The 14306-nt window shown below is 52.8% G+C and carries 12 protein-coding genes and 3 tRNA genes; 1 reads left to right on the plus strand and 14 read right to left on the minus strand.

The genetic code is table 11. The features are described 5' to 3' along the window. Positions 1 to 158 precede the first annotated feature (158 nt). From AC1W8Y_RS07390 to queA, 14 genes are all read right to left on the minus strand, one after another. Positions 159 to 235 (minus strand) — tRNA-Asp (locus tag AC1W8Y_RS07390). Between the two features lie 30 nt (positions 236 to 265). Beyond that, a tRNA-Glu gene (locus AC1W8Y_RS07395) sits at positions 266 to 341 on the minus strand. A gap of 29 nt (positions 342 to 370) precedes the next feature. Next, positions 371 to 446: transfer RNA gene (locus AC1W8Y_RS07400), tRNA-Ala, on the minus strand. Positions 447 to 592: 146 nt separating this feature from the next. Further along, positions 593 to 1741, minus strand: a complete 1149-nt coding sequence (locus AC1W8Y_RS07405) for a GNAT family N-acetyltransferase (protein ID WP_482013836.1) — start codon at positions 1739 to 1741, stop codon at positions 593 to 595. Continuing rightward, on the minus strand, positions 1738 to 3321 hold the full coding sequence (gene lnt / locus AC1W8Y_RS07410) for an apolipoprotein N-acyltransferase (protein ID WP_482013837.1): 1584 nt from the start codon (positions 3319 to 3321) through the stop codon (positions 1738 to 1740). Before lnt ends, AC1W8Y_RS07405 begins: the two co-directional genes overlap by 4 nt. A gap of 15 nt (positions 3322 to 3336) precedes the next feature. Further along, a complete protein-coding gene (locus AC1W8Y_RS07415; RefSeq protein WP_482013986.1) occupies positions 3337 to 4209 on the minus strand; it encodes an HlyC/CorC family transporter in 873 nt (290 codons plus the stop codon). 92 nt (positions 4210 to 4301) lie between these two features. Next, a complete protein-coding gene (gene ybeY, locus AC1W8Y_RS07420; protein ID WP_482013838.1) occupies positions 4302 to 4769 on the minus strand; it encodes an rRNA maturation RNase YbeY in 468 nt (155 codons plus the stop codon). Continuing rightward, on the minus strand, positions 4762 to 5787 hold the full coding sequence (locus AC1W8Y_RS07425; RefSeq protein WP_482013839.1) for a PhoH family protein: 1026 nt from the start codon (positions 5785 to 5787) through the stop codon (positions 4762 to 4764). The genes ybeY and AC1W8Y_RS07425 overlap by 8 nt, the downstream gene beginning before the upstream one ends. After that, positions 5784 to 7175: a tRNA (N6-isopentenyl adenosine(37)-C2)-methylthiotransferase MiaB gene (miaB, locus tag AC1W8Y_RS07430; RefSeq protein ID WP_482013840.1), complete on the minus strand. Its 1392-nt coding sequence runs from the start codon at positions 7173 to 7175 to the stop codon at positions 5784 to 5786. Before miaB ends, AC1W8Y_RS07425 begins: the two co-directional genes overlap by 4 nt. Before the next feature lie 95 nt (positions 7176 to 7270). Next, complete coding sequence (gene secF / locus AC1W8Y_RS07435; RefSeq protein ID WP_482013841.1) at positions 7271 to 8218, minus strand: protein translocase subunit SecF; 948 nt, start codon at positions 8216 to 8218, stop codon at positions 7271 to 7273. A gap of 13 nt (positions 8219 to 8231) precedes the next feature. After that, positions 8232 to 10100: a protein translocase subunit SecD gene (secD, locus tag AC1W8Y_RS07440; RefSeq protein ID WP_482013842.1), complete on the minus strand. Its 1869-nt coding sequence runs from the start codon at positions 10098 to 10100 to the stop codon at positions 8232 to 8234. A 60-nt stretch (positions 10101 to 10160) separates the two neighbouring features. Next, positions 10161 to 10502 (minus strand): preprotein translocase subunit YajC, encoded by a 342-nt coding sequence (gene yajC, locus AC1W8Y_RS07445; RefSeq protein WP_482013843.1) that lies wholly within the window; start codon positions 10500 to 10502, stop codon positions 10161 to 10163. Positions 10503 to 10533: 31 nt separating this feature from the next. Continuing rightward, on the minus strand, positions 10534 to 11667 hold the full coding sequence (gene tgt / locus AC1W8Y_RS07450) for a tRNA guanosine(34) transglycosylase Tgt (protein ID WP_482013844.1): 1134 nt from the start codon (positions 11665 to 11667) through the stop codon (positions 10534 to 10536). Then, a complete protein-coding gene (gene queA, locus AC1W8Y_RS07455; protein ID WP_482013845.1) occupies positions 11660 to 12721 on the minus strand; it encodes a tRNA preQ1(34) S-adenosylmethionine ribosyltransferase-isomerase QueA in 1062 nt (353 codons plus the stop codon). The genes tgt and queA overlap by 8 nt, the downstream gene beginning before the upstream one ends. 108 nt (positions 12722 to 12829) lie before the next feature. On the opposite strand from queA, the gene dacB reads away from it, so the two are divergent. After that, positions 12830 to 14266, plus strand: coding sequence for a D-alanyl-D-alanine carboxypeptidase/D-alanyl-D-alanine endopeptidase (dacB, locus tag AC1W8Y_RS07460; protein ID WP_482013846.1), 1437 nt, complete (start codon positions 12830 to 12832; stop codon positions 14264 to 14266). Positions 14267 to 14306: the final 40 nt, after the last annotated feature.

Genomic DNA, 14306 nt, shown 5'->3' on the forward strand with positions numbered 1-14306 from the left:
CGACGTGTGGCTTGTGAGTTTTATGGAATACGATATGGGATACTTTGATTTGGAGTCTCACAGGGTACAAGCCTTGGAGAACCCATTCGGCCCCAAAGTGTTAACTATGTGACCGGTACAAACTGTAAACCATGTGTCCAGAACGGACCCTTTAATTATGGCGGAGCGGACGGGACTCGAACCCGCGACCCCCGGCGTGACAGGCCGGTATTCTAACCAACTGAACTACCGCTCCGCAGCGGTTTACTACTAACACCAGAAAGACTGGCGTCCCCAAGGGGATTCGAACCCCTGTACTCACCGTGAAAGGGTGATGTCCTAGGCCTCTAGACGATGGGGACAGGACTTTTGCTACTCACTTCACTTTGACTGGTGGAGGTAAGCGGGATCGAACCGCTGACCTCTTGCATGCCATGCAAGCGCTCTCCCAGCTGAGCTATACCCCCAGATACTGAAATTGCTTTCAGACTTGGCACTTAGGTGTCACCCAGAGTGTGTCAGTAGCGAAGAAGCGAGATTATGCACAACTTTCAGCTTTCGCGCAAGTCGGCCTCGCTGACAGCTCGCAGACCACATCACTCACGAGGTCGTTTTAGTCGCCGATTTCTTGCTTGAAAGGCGAGTTGAGGCTGTCGGTGTAAGACTGCACACCATCTCGTTCACGTTCAAGAAATTGTTCTACCGCGTCAGCGAAGCCTGGATGTGCCAGCCAGTGCGCCGATTGCGTTTGCACGGGGATAAAGCCACGAGCCAACTTGTGCTCGCCTTGTGCGCCCCCTTCAATCACATCGATCCCATGGTTGATTGCCCACTCAAGTGGGGTGTAGTAAGCGAGTTCGAAGTGCAGGCAATCAACATGTTCTAACGCCCCCCAGTAACGGCCGTACAAACGGTGTTTACCATGGGCTTGATCACGCCAGAGCAATGAGGCAGCAATGGGTCGCTCACCGTCATACCCCAGGGCCATGACACAGTGATCTGCCATGGCCTTCGCGACTTGCTCAAAAAACGCGGGGGTCAGGTAAGGCGGGTTGCCCCTCAGATGATAGGTATTGGCGTAGCAACGATAAAAGAATGCCCAGTGCGCTGGGTTCAGTGACGTCCCTGTAAACACTTTGGTGGTGATGCCGGCCTCACGGACTTTGCGGCGCTCTGCTTTTATTTTTTTACGCTTGGGTTGGGTCAAGCTCGATAGAAATTCGTCGAACGAATGCCACCCACGATTGAACCAGTGAAACTGGGTATGGGTGCGAGGCATGCAACCCGCGTCAAGCAGTGCCTGTTGGTCTTGCGGTTCGGTGTACAAGACATGCAAGGAAGATAGCTTGCTGAGTTTGGCCCACTCGACGAGGCCCTGAGCCACTGCGGGACGGTAAGCATCCGTTGTCAATAAACGTGGCCCCGGCACGGGGGTAAAAGGCACGGCACATAACCATTTCGGGTAGTACTTCAGGCCATGACGTTGATAGGCATCAGCCCAAGCCCAATCGAAAATAAACTCGCCATATGAATGTGACTTAGCGTAGAGTGGGATAGCGCCGATCAGTACGCTTTTATCCATGAACAGCAAATGTTGAGCTTGCCAGCCGGTATCCAAACTGACGCTATCTGAGTTTTCGAAGGCCTGCAGAAAGGCATGTTTCAACATGACAGAGCCACCACTTGCGGCGACGAGCGAATCCCAATCAGCAGCATCTATTTCTTCTATCTTGCCGATGGTTTTGAGTTTGACGCTGATCATCGGTTTTGCCGCGTTCTAAAATAAAACACGATCAGCAAACAAAGTGACAGCAGGACGACGGGTAAGTTACCGACACGCACGTAAGGCGTGCGCCCCTCTTGTCCCTGTGCCGTGAGATCGAGTATCCCCGGTCGCATCGTTGGCAATTCACCCAGTGTTTCGCCGTGCTGATCAATGCCACCTGTCACACCCGTGTTCGTTGCCCGCAACATCGGACGTGAGCTCTCAAGGGCACGCATCCTTGCCATTTGCCAATGTTGTCTCAATGCCCACGAATCCCCGAACCAGGCAAGATTGCTGAAGTTCGCCAACATCGTTGCATCGGTAGCTTGATCACTCGCGTTCAAGGCGTTCACGATCTCTTCGCCGAAGATATCCTCGTAACATATGTTGGGGCCGACCCGTTGATCGTCAATGATAAAGGATCGCTGTCGTGCGGCGCCTCGATTAAAGTCCCCGAGCGGTATGTGCAATAAGTCGACAAACCAACGAAACCCCCAAGGAATGAACTCACCAAAAGGCACCAGGTGATGTTTGTCATATCGTTGCGCCGTTTGCCCAGTCATTAATTGCTCAATCGTGGTGTCTTGGTCTACGCCAAGCACACTGTTGGTGTAGCGCTGCTGCGGTCGATCGATTAACGGTACGCCCAGCATGATGGTGCTGCGCTGTTTGGCGGCAAGATCGACCCAAGTTTGCCAAACCGCTGGAGGCACTTGATCTTGAAATACGGTCATGGCAGTTTCAGGGATTAATACCAGACGCGGGAAAGGGCCGTTTTGTTGAAGGCTGCTTGCTAGTACGCGGTGCTTGTCGATATTCAACAGAATTCGCTTGGGGTCAAACTTGAGATCTTGTTCGACCCCCCCTTGCACGAGTCGCACTGCCAGCGGTGCCCCGACTGGGGTGGTCCATTCATGCTGACTAAACCACTTGCCCGCACCGAAGGTGACCAGACAGAGACAGCCCATTGTCATCAACGTGCCGCGCGTCGGGAGGCGTTGCCCGATAACGTCGACGAGCACGAGAGCAACTGCAGCGGCAAGCAGTGCCGTGACGAAACCAACGGTATAGATCCCGCCGATGACGCCCCACGAACCTAAGTAGGTGTCGAGTTGCGAATAGCCTGTGTTTAGCCAAGGGAAGCCGGTGAACAGATGCCCACGCAGCCATTCAGCGAGGGTCCAGACAGCCGCCCAGGTCAACAGGCTCACCCAACGCCCTTGGCGTGACGGTCTGAAACGATAAGCCAAATGAGCCGCCATCGCTGGATAAATCGCCAGATAAGCACACAAGGCAAACAAGGCTAAACCGGCCAGAGGCAATGGCATTTGACCTGAGATATGCATGCTGATGGTGAGCCAATAGAGGCCGACGCAAAAGCTACTGACACCAAACACCCATCCTCTCCAGAGCGCTGCGCGCTGATTGGGTGCCATCCAAATGGTGGTAATGAGCAGACTGATGGTGACAATATTTGTCGGTCCGACTAACCACGCTGGCAAAGGATCTATGGCGAAACTTAAGGCATGAATCGCGCCGGCCAGCACAAGCAAGGTGGTGATCGCGAACGTTGTCACGACGGCCTCCTCACATCAGTCGCCCTTGGGACTAATCGATCGCCTTCTCACTCTCAACCAGAGTGCCCTGCGGGTATCGGCCCGCATGATTTCAATATGTAGATCATTGCGTTTAACAAGATCGCCACGCTTAGGGATACGCCCCAATTCATCGGCTAGCCAGCCACCAATCGTGTCGTAGTCCCCTTCAGGGATATCCGCCTTCAAATTTGCATTGAACGCGGCAATTTCAGTCGTGGCCAAAACACGCCAAGTGTTGGCACCCTCATTGAAAATAGTTTGTTCGCTATCGACGTCGTACTCATCTTCGATTTCACCGACGATTTGCTCGAGCACATCCTCTAGCGTCACCAGACCTGAAATGCCCCCGTGCTCATCGATGACAATCGCAATGTGGTTGCGGCGTATACGAAATTCGTGCAACAAAATATTCAGACGCTTTGCTTCGGGGATGAAGACCGCTGGTCTGACCAACTCTTTCAAGGTTAGCGTTTCATCAACCATGCATTGAAGCAAATCCTTGGTCATCACGACCCCAACGATATTGTCTCGGCTGCCTTCAAACACCGGAAACCTTGAGTGGGCTGTTTCAATGATGACCGGCAGCAGCTTATCAAGCGGCTGCGCAAGATCAAGCATATCCATCCGGGCACGGGGCACCATGATGTCAGCTGCTGTTTGCTCAGAGACCGCCAATGCCCCCTTGAGCATCAGGTAAGAATCGTTATCGATTAAGTTGCGCGCGCGTGCTGCTTCGAGCACCGCCATGATGTCTTCACGATCTTCGGGTTCGCGTCTTACTCGCGATAGCAGCCGGTCGATAAAGGAGTTTCGGGATATTTTGGCCGTTTGCGCATCAGCGTCGGCAGGGGGGTAGGGTTCTGACATCGTCCGTCGGACAGAATTTCGATAGAGATAGGATAACCCAAACTCGCTTAATGAGGGTGTCATCGCCCAAGCCAGCTGGCGATGCACCAAAACTAAGCAAGATAGGGGTTGGTGATTCGCATTTGCGCGAGCATCTGAATCTCGAGAGACTCCATGCGTTTGGCGTCTCGGGCCTTGATATGGTCGTAGCCAAGTGCGTGCAGGGTGCCGTGTAAGGTCAGGTGAGCAGCGTGATCTAAAAAGGCTTTACCCTGCGCCTTTGCCTCTTTGGTGAGGATTGGCACACAAATAATCACGTCGCCAGTGATCGACGCGTCAGGCTCAAGCCCATACTCAAAGGTGAGCACGTTGGTGGCGTAGTCCTTGTTGCGGTAGCTGGCGTTCAATTGACGACCTTCTGCGAGGCCAACAAGTCGGATCGCCATGCTGACGTGAGCGAAAGGGACTAGGCCATCAGCCCGTGCAGCCTCTACAGCACGAGCCACCCATCGTCGCAGCCTCGTGCGTGTTAGCGCCGGTGCTTGCACGCCATATTGAACCGATACCGATAGGCTAGCCATTGGCCTGCTCTGCCAATGCGTAGGCATCAACGATTCTTGCGACTAAGGGATGTCTGACGACATCGCGGCTGGTGAATTGCGTGACAGCAATCCCCTTGATGTCTTCAAGGACGTTGAGCGCATGTGCTAACCCACTACGTTGACCTTTAGGCAAATCGACTTGTGAGGGATCGCCGGTAATCACGGCTTTGCTGCCAAAACCAATTCGTGTCAGAAACATCTTCATCTGTTCGGGCGATGTATTTTGTGCCTCATCCAGAATGACGAACGCGTGATTGAGCGTGCGACCACGCATGTAAGCTAAGGGTGCAATCTCAATCGTTTGCTTTTCGAACAATCGTTGCACTCGCTCGAATCCCATCAGGTCGTAGAGAGCATCGTACAGTGGCCGAAGATAGGGATCGACTTTTTGCGCAAGATCGCCAGGCAAAAAACCCAGCCGCTCACCCGCTTCGACAGCAGGGCGCGTCAAAATAATGCGCTGCACACTTTCGCGCTCCATGGCATCAATGGCGCAAGCGACCGCTAGCCAAGTTTTGCCGGTGCCAGCCGGACCAACGCCGAAGGTAATATCGTTTTTCAGAATATTGTTCAAATAATCGCGTTGTCGAGGCGTTCGAGGACGCAAGTCGCTGCGGCGAGTGCGCAAAACAATCGAATCGCTTTCGTCGTCTAACGGCGGAAATTCATTCACAGCAACATTTGCGCTGTTGGTTTGTCTGCCGATACCGATTTCGACCAGACCCAGTTGAATATCTTCAACAGAGAGCGCTCGCTTTTCTGCTAACTCATGGAAGACAAAAAGCAGTTTGCTGGCAGCCTCTGCCTGAGCACCTAACATGGTCAGTTTGCCAGCGCGCCTTGAAATATCCAGATCAAGGGCGTTGGCAATCTGCTTGAGGTTGGCATCTAAGGGGCCGCACAAATTCGACAGCTGCTGATTGCTGCCCTCTAAGCGAACAATGACCGGCTTTGGTCTTGATCTCGTTGACGCCCGAACGGCTGCTGAGGTACTCATGCGCGACTCTGTAATCCGTGCGTCACGGCCTCAGCGCGGAAGGTATTAGCCATCGCCTGAGTGATCGTGACGTCGATCATCTGACCTATTAACCTGGGGTGACCCGCAAAGTTGACGATACGGTTATTGTCGGTACGCGCGGCAAGCTCGGCTTTATCGCGTGTTGAAGGCCCCTCAACCAAAACGCGTTGGATGGTGCCAATCATGCCGCGAGCAATCTCGTTTGCTTGATCATTGATCAAGGCTTGAAGTTTTTGCAATCGCTGCAGTTTGACCGTTTGTGGAGTGTCGTCCGTCAAATCAGCGGCTGGCGTGCCAGGGCGTCGTGAATAAACAAAAGAGAACGACGTATCGAAGCCGACTTCCTCAATCAGACGCATGGTTTTGTTGAAATCATCTTCGGTTTCACCAGGAAACCCAACGATAAAGTCTGACGAAAGCGTTAATCCGGGCCGGGCGGCCCTGAGTTTGCGCACAATCGATTTGAATTCGATCGCTGTGTAGCCACGCTTCATCGCTGCCAGAATACGGTCGCTACCCGATTGAACCGGCAGATGAAGAAACGAGACGAGTTTGGGTAAGTTTGCGTAAACGTCCGTCATTCTCGTCGTCATCTCTTTTGGGTGAGACGTCGTGTAACGAATCCTCTCAATGCCCGGGATCTCATGCACATACTCAAGCAGCGTCGCAAAATCGGCAATGTCAGGCCCGTCCCCCATCTTGCCACGATACGCGTTGACGTTCTGACCCAGTAAGGTGACTTCTTTTACGCCTTGATCGGCCAAGTCAGCAACTTCTGTCAGCACGTCTTCAAAAGGGCGTGAGATTTCTTCGCCGCGCGTGTAGGGGACGACACAGAAACTGCAGTACTTGCTGCAACCTTCCATAATCGAAACGAAGGCATTAGCGCCCTCGACGCGAGGTGGTGGCATTGCGTCGAATTTTTCGATCTCTGGGAAGCTAATATCAACCTGTGAACGGCCTTCGCTGCGTCGACGAGCAATCAGTTCAGGCAGTCTGTGCAAGGTTTGAGGGCCAAAGACGACATCAACGTAGGGTGCGCGGTCGACAATTGCACTGCCTTCCTGGCTGGCAACGCAACCCCCGACGCCGATCACCAAATCGGGATTGGTTTTTTTTAAGTGTTTAATACGACCGAGATCGGAAAAGACTTTTTCTTGCGCCTTTTCACGCACCGAGCAGGTATTGAAGAGGATAACGTCAGCCTCTTCAGGATGCTGAGTGACGACAACGCCTCGCTCTTGGCCTAGCATATCGAGCATTTTTTCTGAATCGTACTCGTTCATCTGACAGCCAAAGGTGCGGATGAAGACTTTTTTTGGAGATAGCTGGGCATCGCCCGCCAGAGGGGTGTTTATGTTTTTCATGATGGCGCCGAAACGGGTGTTCATCCCGGGGGCAATTGTGGTGAAGTCGCTATTTTAGCGCGAGTGTCGCGCTATGCGCAGCTTCATGGCAAAGGTTAATCGAGTGAGTAGGTTTCTTCCGTCTCTTCGGTCCTGGCTTTGATGGGTTTGATCAGGTCTTCTCGTTTTATGCCAAGCCACATGGCGATTGCAGCAGCCACGAAGACAGACGAATAGATACCGAACCAGATGCCGATGGTCAAGGCCAGTGCGAAATAATGCAAGGTCGGCCCGCCGAAGATCAGCATCGACATCACCATCATCTGTGTTGAACCGTGCGTAATGATGGTTCGCGAAATCGTTTGCGTAATTGCCCCGTTGATGACTTCAGGCACTGATAGCCCTCGCTCTTTACGAAAGTTCTCACGGATCCTGTCCATGATGACCACCGACTCGTTGACTGAGTAACCCAGCACGGCGAGCACGCCTGCCAGCACCGAGAGCGAAAACTCCCACCCGAAGAAGGCGAAGAAGCCCAGGATGATGACCACGTCATGCAGGTTGGCGAGGACACCAGCGATAGCGAATTTCCATTCAAACCGGATCGCCAAGTAAACGACGATACCCAGCACCACGAAGAACAGCGCGAGCAAACCATTTTCAACGAGCTCGCGTCCCACTTGGGGGCCGACAAACTCCACTCGGCGCAACTCAACGTCTGCGTCGGCAGTCTTCAAGGCCTTCATGACGGTATCGCTTTGCGCTGCAGACGATTGACCAGCAATGAGCGGTAAACGAATCATGACATCACGGGTAGTCCCGAAATTTTGCACTTGAAAGTCGTTGTAACCCAGACTTGATACCACCGATCTGACCTTGTCAATGGGGGCCGACTGGGTATAGTTGACTTCCATGACGGTGCCACCCGTGAACTCAATCGAGAGATGGAAGCCACGCGTTGCAATAAAGAACACGGCGGCCAAAAACGTGACAAAACTGATGATGTTGAGCACCACAGCGTGGCGCATGAATGGGATCGTGCGATTGATTCTGAAAAATTCCATGATCTATCTTCCTTCAGTCCTTGGGTTTCCAGACGGTGCCAATCGAAATTGATTGCAACTTTTTCTTGCGACCATACCAGAGGTTGGCAAGCGCACGAACACCGATCACTGACGAAAACATTGACGTCAGAATCCCCAGACAATGGACGACAGCAAAGCCCTTGACGGGGCCTGAACCCAGACCAAAAAGCACCAAACCGACAATCAGGGTAGTGATGTTTGAGTCAAGAATGGTCCCCCACGCCCGCTCAAAGCCCATATTGATCGCGTTCTGTGGCGACTCACCGTTACGCAATTCTTCTCTGATCCGCTCGTTGATCAGCACGTTTGAGTCAATGGCCATACCGAGTGTCAGTGCGATGGCGGCAATGCCTGGTAACGTCAATGTCGCTTGCAGCAAGGACAATACCGCGAGCAACAACAACACGTTCAGACTCAGACCAATGGTCGAAAATACGCCAAAAAGCTGGTAGTAGGCGATGATGAATACCGCGATGGCCATAAAACCATAGAGTGTTGAATTGAATCCCTTGGCGATGTTATCAGCACCCAGGCTTGGGCCAATGGTGCGTTCTTCGATAATTTCCATGGGGGCAGCGAGCGAACCAGCTCGAAGCAGTAACGAGATGTCTGCTGCTTCTTCTGAATTCATGCTGCCCGAAATCTGCACCTGACCGCCCGGGATTTCACCGCGGATGACAGGTGCCGTGACGACTTCACCGCGGTTTTTCTCGAATAACAGAATGGCCATGCGTTTACCGACGTTGTCGCGGGTGACGTCTCTGAAGATTCTTGCGCCCTTGGTATCCAATGTTAGATGCACAGCCGCTTGTTGAGACTGCGAATCACGGCCCGCTTGCGCATCTTGCAAGTTTTCACCAGTCAGTAGGACTTGGCGCCGGACCAGAATCGAACGACCGTCTCTATCGGGATATTTTTCAAGCCCAAAAGGCACGGTGCCCGATGCAAGCGCGCTTTGGGCGCTCGGTGAGTCGTCGACCATGCGAATCTCTAACGTCGCCGTTCTACCCAGAATCTCTTTGGCTTTAGCGACATCTTGGACGCCGGGCAGTTGAACGACAATTCGATCATTACCTTGTTGCTGAATAATGGGTTCAGCAACGCCTAATTCATTGATACGATTGTGCAGCGTGGCGATGTTTTGTTTGAGCGCATTGGTTTGCACGGCCGTCATGGCCGCGGGGCTCAGTGTGCCGACGAGTTGAAACTTTGAGCCATCATTTTGCTCAACCAACTGCAAATCTGCATTACGGGTGCGCAACACTGCGGTTGCCTTCTTACGAAGGTTATCATCGGTGAAGCTGACGATCATGGACAAGCCACTACGTTCAATGCCGCTGGTATCAATTTTCTGATCGCGCAAGTTCGCACGGATATCGGTCACCATCGCGTCATATCGGGCGGTCAACGCCCCTTGCATATCGACTTGCAACAGAAAATGTACCCCGCCACGCAAATCAAGCCCTAGGTACATGGGGTGAGCGCCGAGTGAGGTAAGCCAAGCAGGGGAAGCGGGTAATAAATTGAGTGCCACCGTATAACCGGGGTCGCTCGGGTTTGTGTTGAGTGCTTTTTCGACAATATCGCGGGCTTTGATCTGGATATCGGTATCGGCCAATCGCACGCGCACAGTCCCGACAGGACCATTTTGCTCGAAACTCGCCCCCGTGTTCTGAATGCCAGCTTGCTTCAAAATATCCTGCACGCGATCGAGCATGCGCGGATCAATTTTGATCGTTGCTTTAGCGCTTGAGACTTGAACGGCAGGAGATTCGCCGAACAAATTGGGTAGCGTATAGAGTAGACCGATGAGTACGGCGAACAAAACCGTCAAGTACTTCCAGAGGGGATAGCGATTCATTGTTCAAGCAAACAAAATGAGTTGAGCCTCAGCACAAGATGCGCTGAGGCGGGACAACAGTTACAGCGCTTTGATCGTGCCCTTGGGCAAAACCGCTGTCACGGATCCTTTTTGCATGATGACTTCGATGGCTGTGCCACCCTGTTCAGCGATTTCAACAGTCACGTAATTGTCATTGACTTTACTGATTTTGCCCAAAACGCCACCAGCACAAACGACCTCGTCGCCTTTAGCCAGTGCGCCCAGCAGGTTACGTAGCTCTTTTTGACGTTTCATTTGGGGACGAATCATCAAAAAATAAACAACCGCGAACATCAGGGCGATTGGAGCCATCTGGATCAATGAATTGGTGGTGTCAGCGGATTGCGCGATGAACAGGCCTGAAATTGCGAGAGCGGACATAAAGTCTCCTGTGGATAAAGCGGTTAGCTAGCTATTGTACCGACTTGCTTGCGCGATTCTTGTCAAACTGCTCGCGCCACGCGTTGAAACGCCCTTGCTCAATGGCTTGGCGCATCTCAGCCATGATGGTGAGGTAAAAGTGCAGGTTGTGAAGTGTGTTTAGCCTTGCGCCAGTAATTTCGTTGGCGCGCTGCAGGTGATGAAGATAGGCGAGGGAAAAGTGCTTGCAGGTGTGGCAGGCACAGGTTGAATCGAGTGGATTCGTGTCATCTTTGTATTTGGCATTGCGGATTTTTACGTCGCCGAAGCGGGTGAATAGCCAGCCATTTCGGGCATTTCGCGTCGGCATCACGCAATCGAACATGTCAATGCCCCGGGCCACGCCATCCACCAGATCCTCAGGCGTGCCAACCCCCATGAGGTAACGGGGCCGTTCTGCCGGTAGCTTTGGCGCCACGTGGGTCAAAATTCTGAGCATATCTTCTTTAGGCTCGCCCACAGACAGCCCGCCGATGGCATACCCGTCAAAGCCAATCGCGGCTAAGCCTGCCAGGGATTCATCCCTTAAATCTTCGAACATACCCCCTTGAACAATACCGAACAGAGCATTGTTATTCGATAAACGGTCGAACTCATCTCGAGAGCGCTTGGCCCAGCGCAACGACATGCGCATGGACACCGCCGCTTCTTGCACCGTCGCGGGCTTATCCTTGATCATGTACGGCGTACATTCATCAAACACCATGGCAATATCCGAATTGAGTTCGGTCTGAATTTTCATTGACTCTTCTGGGGTGAGAAAGAGTCTGGCCCCATCGATGGGCGAGGCGAAGCGAACGCCCTCTTCGGTAATCTTGCGCATGCCTTGCAAGCTAAAGACTTGAAATCCACCCGAATCGGTCAGAATGGGTTTTGACCATTGCATAAAGCCGTGCAAGCCACCATGTTTAGCGATCACTTCTGTGCCCGGGCGAAGCCAGAGATGGAAGGTGTTGCCCAAGATCACTTGTGATCCCACCTCGTGCAGTTCGTGCGGCATCATTGCTTTGACGCTGCCGTAGGTGCCAACGGGCATGAACATGGGCGTCTCGACGACCCCATGATTCAGTGTCATGCGTGCACGCCGAGCTTGTCCATCCGTGGCAAGCAATTCAAACTTAAGCATTTTCGGGGCCTTTCTCTAAAAACATGGCGTCGCCGTAGCTGAAAAAACGGTAGCGCTGATCAACCGCGTGCTGGTAGGCCAGCTTCATTCGTTCTAGGCCAATGAAGGCGGCAACAAGCATCAGTAACGTGGACTGCGGCAAATGGAAATTGGTGATGAGTGCGTCGACCACTTGATAGTTGAACCCTGGCGTGATGAAGAGTCTTGTATCGCCCGAATGTGCAACAAGTGCTTGCTGACGCAGTTTGGTAGTTTGCGCTTGAGCGGCTGATTCTAGCGCCCTGACGCTGGTCGTCCCGACGGCGATCACTCTGCCACCCTTTTGTTTGGCACGCACAACTGCCGCAGCTGTCTCGGGTGGCACTTCGAACCATTCTGCGTGCATGACATGGTCTTCGAGCTTGTCAACTTTGACTGGCGCGAACGTGCCAGCGCCGACGTGCAGGGTCACGAAGGCCTGTTCGATGCCTTTTTCTTTGAGTTGGCTCAAGATTGACTCATCGAAATGTAAGCCAGCAGTGGGGGCAGCAACTGCACCCGGCGTTTTGGCATAGACCGTCTGGTAGCGGTCGACGTCCTGTTCGTCTGGATGATGCTGGATATAGGGAGGGAGGGGCGTGCTGCCGTAACTCTCTAATAAATCCAGGATGGGCTGATCGAACGCGAGCTTGAATAAATTGTGCTCACGGCCTTGAACGATCGCCTCAAAGGCATCCGCCAAGGTGATCTTGCTACCTTCAAGCGGCGATCGGCTCGATTTGATGTGGGCTAAGGCCGTATGGGATGACGTCACACGTTCAATGAGCACTTCAACCTTGCCGCCCGACGACTTTTTGCCGAACAGTCTGGCTTTGATGACGCGAGTGTTGTTAAACACCAGTACGTCATTGGGGTGGAGTAGATCGATCAAGTCAATAAAGCCCCGATCAGTGAACTGACCGGCCGCGTCAACATGGAGCAGTCTGCTGGCTGTTCGAGCAACAGCGGGCTGCTGCGCAATCAGATCGTCAGGCAGAACATAGTCGAAATCTTTAATAGTCAGTAAGCCCGTCACGTGCAAGTCTCAAGTTAGCGAGGGCGCATTTTAAGCCGTTCGGCTCAGTTTTTTGTATGCTGTCAACTCTTGAGGAAAAAAAACGGGTGCGACATGCTGGGCTTAGTCATGAAAAATGTAGTGCGTTTTCTGGGGTTGTCGCTGATATTGGCTGTTGTCGTTGGCCGTCAGACGCCCGCGCAGCCTCAGACACACGGAAAATTGCCACCCGAATTGGCTCAGGCTTGGACCCGCACAAAATTGCCTGAATCCGCCTTGTCTTTAACGGTCACTGAGATTGATGGGCAGCGATTGTTTGCCATCAACCCTGACGCTGTTCGCAACCCCGCGTCTGTCATGAAAATGGTCACGACCTATGCCGCGCTTTCTGAATTAGGGCCTACCTACGCTTGGCATACCGATTTGTTGATTGATGCGAATGCGCAGATAAACAACGGTGTGCTGTCTGGGCCCTTGTATATTCGTGCCGGTGGCGACCCCTTGCTGTTGCTTGAAAATTTTTGGCGTTTGCTGCGTGAACTAAAACTGCGTGGCATCACCCAAATCTCGGACGTGATTGTCGACAGATCGATTTTTGGTGATGTTGCGATCGACCCCGGCAGCTTCGACGGCGCAGGAGACAGGCCTTACAACGCAAGCCCAGACGCCCTGATGATTGGGTTTGGTGCTTTAAGACTAGTGTTCACGCCAGATCCCGTCACGCGGACGTGGCGTTCTTTTGTTGATCCCGGCGTCGAAGGCGTGGTGATAGACGGCAATATTGAATGGAAGGAAGGCAAATGCGCAGGCACACCTTATGTGAATATCGAGACCATCACGATAGGGGGTACTGTTCGTTTCAGGGTCTCGGGACAAGTAGCAGGTGCTTGTGGAGAGTTTGATGAGTTTAGGCTGGCTCTGTCGCAACAGGATTTCGCTGCCAGGGCGTTTAAAAGCATCTGGAAAGACCTTGGTGGCACGCTGACGGGGGGTGTCAAGGATGGTATTGCGCCAGCTGATGCAAAATTGATCGCTTCTAACGAATCTGAGCCTCTGGCAGAGATCATCCGTTTGATCAACAAGAGAAGCAACAACGTCATGACTCGGATTTTGTTGCTGACGATCGGTGCAGAGTCGGGCAGACGCCCTGCAACCGTTCAAAATAGTGCTGAAGCGGTGAAAAAAATTCTGGCCAGGCAAGGGCTCCCCATGCAAGGCCTGGTGCTCGACAACGGTTCAGGCTTATCGCGGATTGGCATGATTTCGTCTGAGAGCCTAGCGCAAATGTTGTTAAAAGCGTGGCATTCGACGGTCATGCCCGAATATCTATCCTCGCTTTCCATACTTGGTGTGGATGGCACGATGCGTAATCGCTTGAAATCCTCGACGACGGAGGCTCGCGCCCACATGAAATCAGGGCTACTCAAAGACGCCCGATCAGTAGCGGGATATGTCTTGGGTAACAGTGGCAAGCGTTATATCGTGGTGAGTCTGACCAATCACGAGCGCGCCAATGATGCGCGTGGCTTCGAAGATGCGTTGATTGCTTGGTTAATCGCTCATTGAGAAAGAAGGCTGTTTTTTTATTCTGACCATCTATCTGGTC

This window comes from Jezberella sp. (assembly GCF_964834465.1).

Coding starts and splice junctions, on each gene's coding strand:
- yajC (WP_482013843.1), bottom strand. CDS start 10,502: ATGTCCGCTCTCGCAATTTCAGGCCTGTTCATCGCGCAATCCGCTGAC.
- secD (WP_482013842.1), bottom strand. CDS start 10,100: ATGAATCGCTATCCCCTCTGGAAGTACTTGACGGTTTTGTTCGCCGTA.
- miaB (WP_482013840.1), bottom strand. CDS start 7,175: ATGAAAAACATAAACACCCCTCTGGCGGGCGATGCCCAGCTATCTCCA.
- secF (WP_482013841.1), bottom strand. CDS start 8,218: ATGGAATTTTTCAGAATCAATCGCACGATCCCATTCATGCGCCACGCT.
- AC1W8Y_RS07415 (WP_482013986.1), bottom strand. CDS start 4,209: ATGTCAGAACCCTACCCCCCTGCCGACGCTGATGCGCAAACGGCCAAA.
- dacB (WP_482013846.1), top strand. CDS start 12,830: ATGAAAAATGTAGTGCGTTTTCTGGGGTTGTCGCTGATATTGGCTGTT.
- AC1W8Y_RS07425 (WP_482013839.1), bottom strand. CDS start 5,787: ATGAGTACCTCAGCAGCCGTTCGGGCGTCAACGAGATCAAGACCAAAG.
- tgt (WP_482013844.1), bottom strand. CDS start 11,667: ATGCTTAAGTTTGAATTGCTTGCCACGGATGGACAAGCTCGGCGTGCA.
- ybeY (WP_482013838.1), bottom strand. CDS start 4,769: ATGGCTAGCCTATCGGTATCGGTTCAATATGGCGTGCAAGCACCGGCG.
- AC1W8Y_RS07405 (WP_482013836.1), bottom strand. CDS start 1,741: ATGATCAGCGTCAAACTCAAAACCATCGGCAAGATAGAAGAAATAGAT.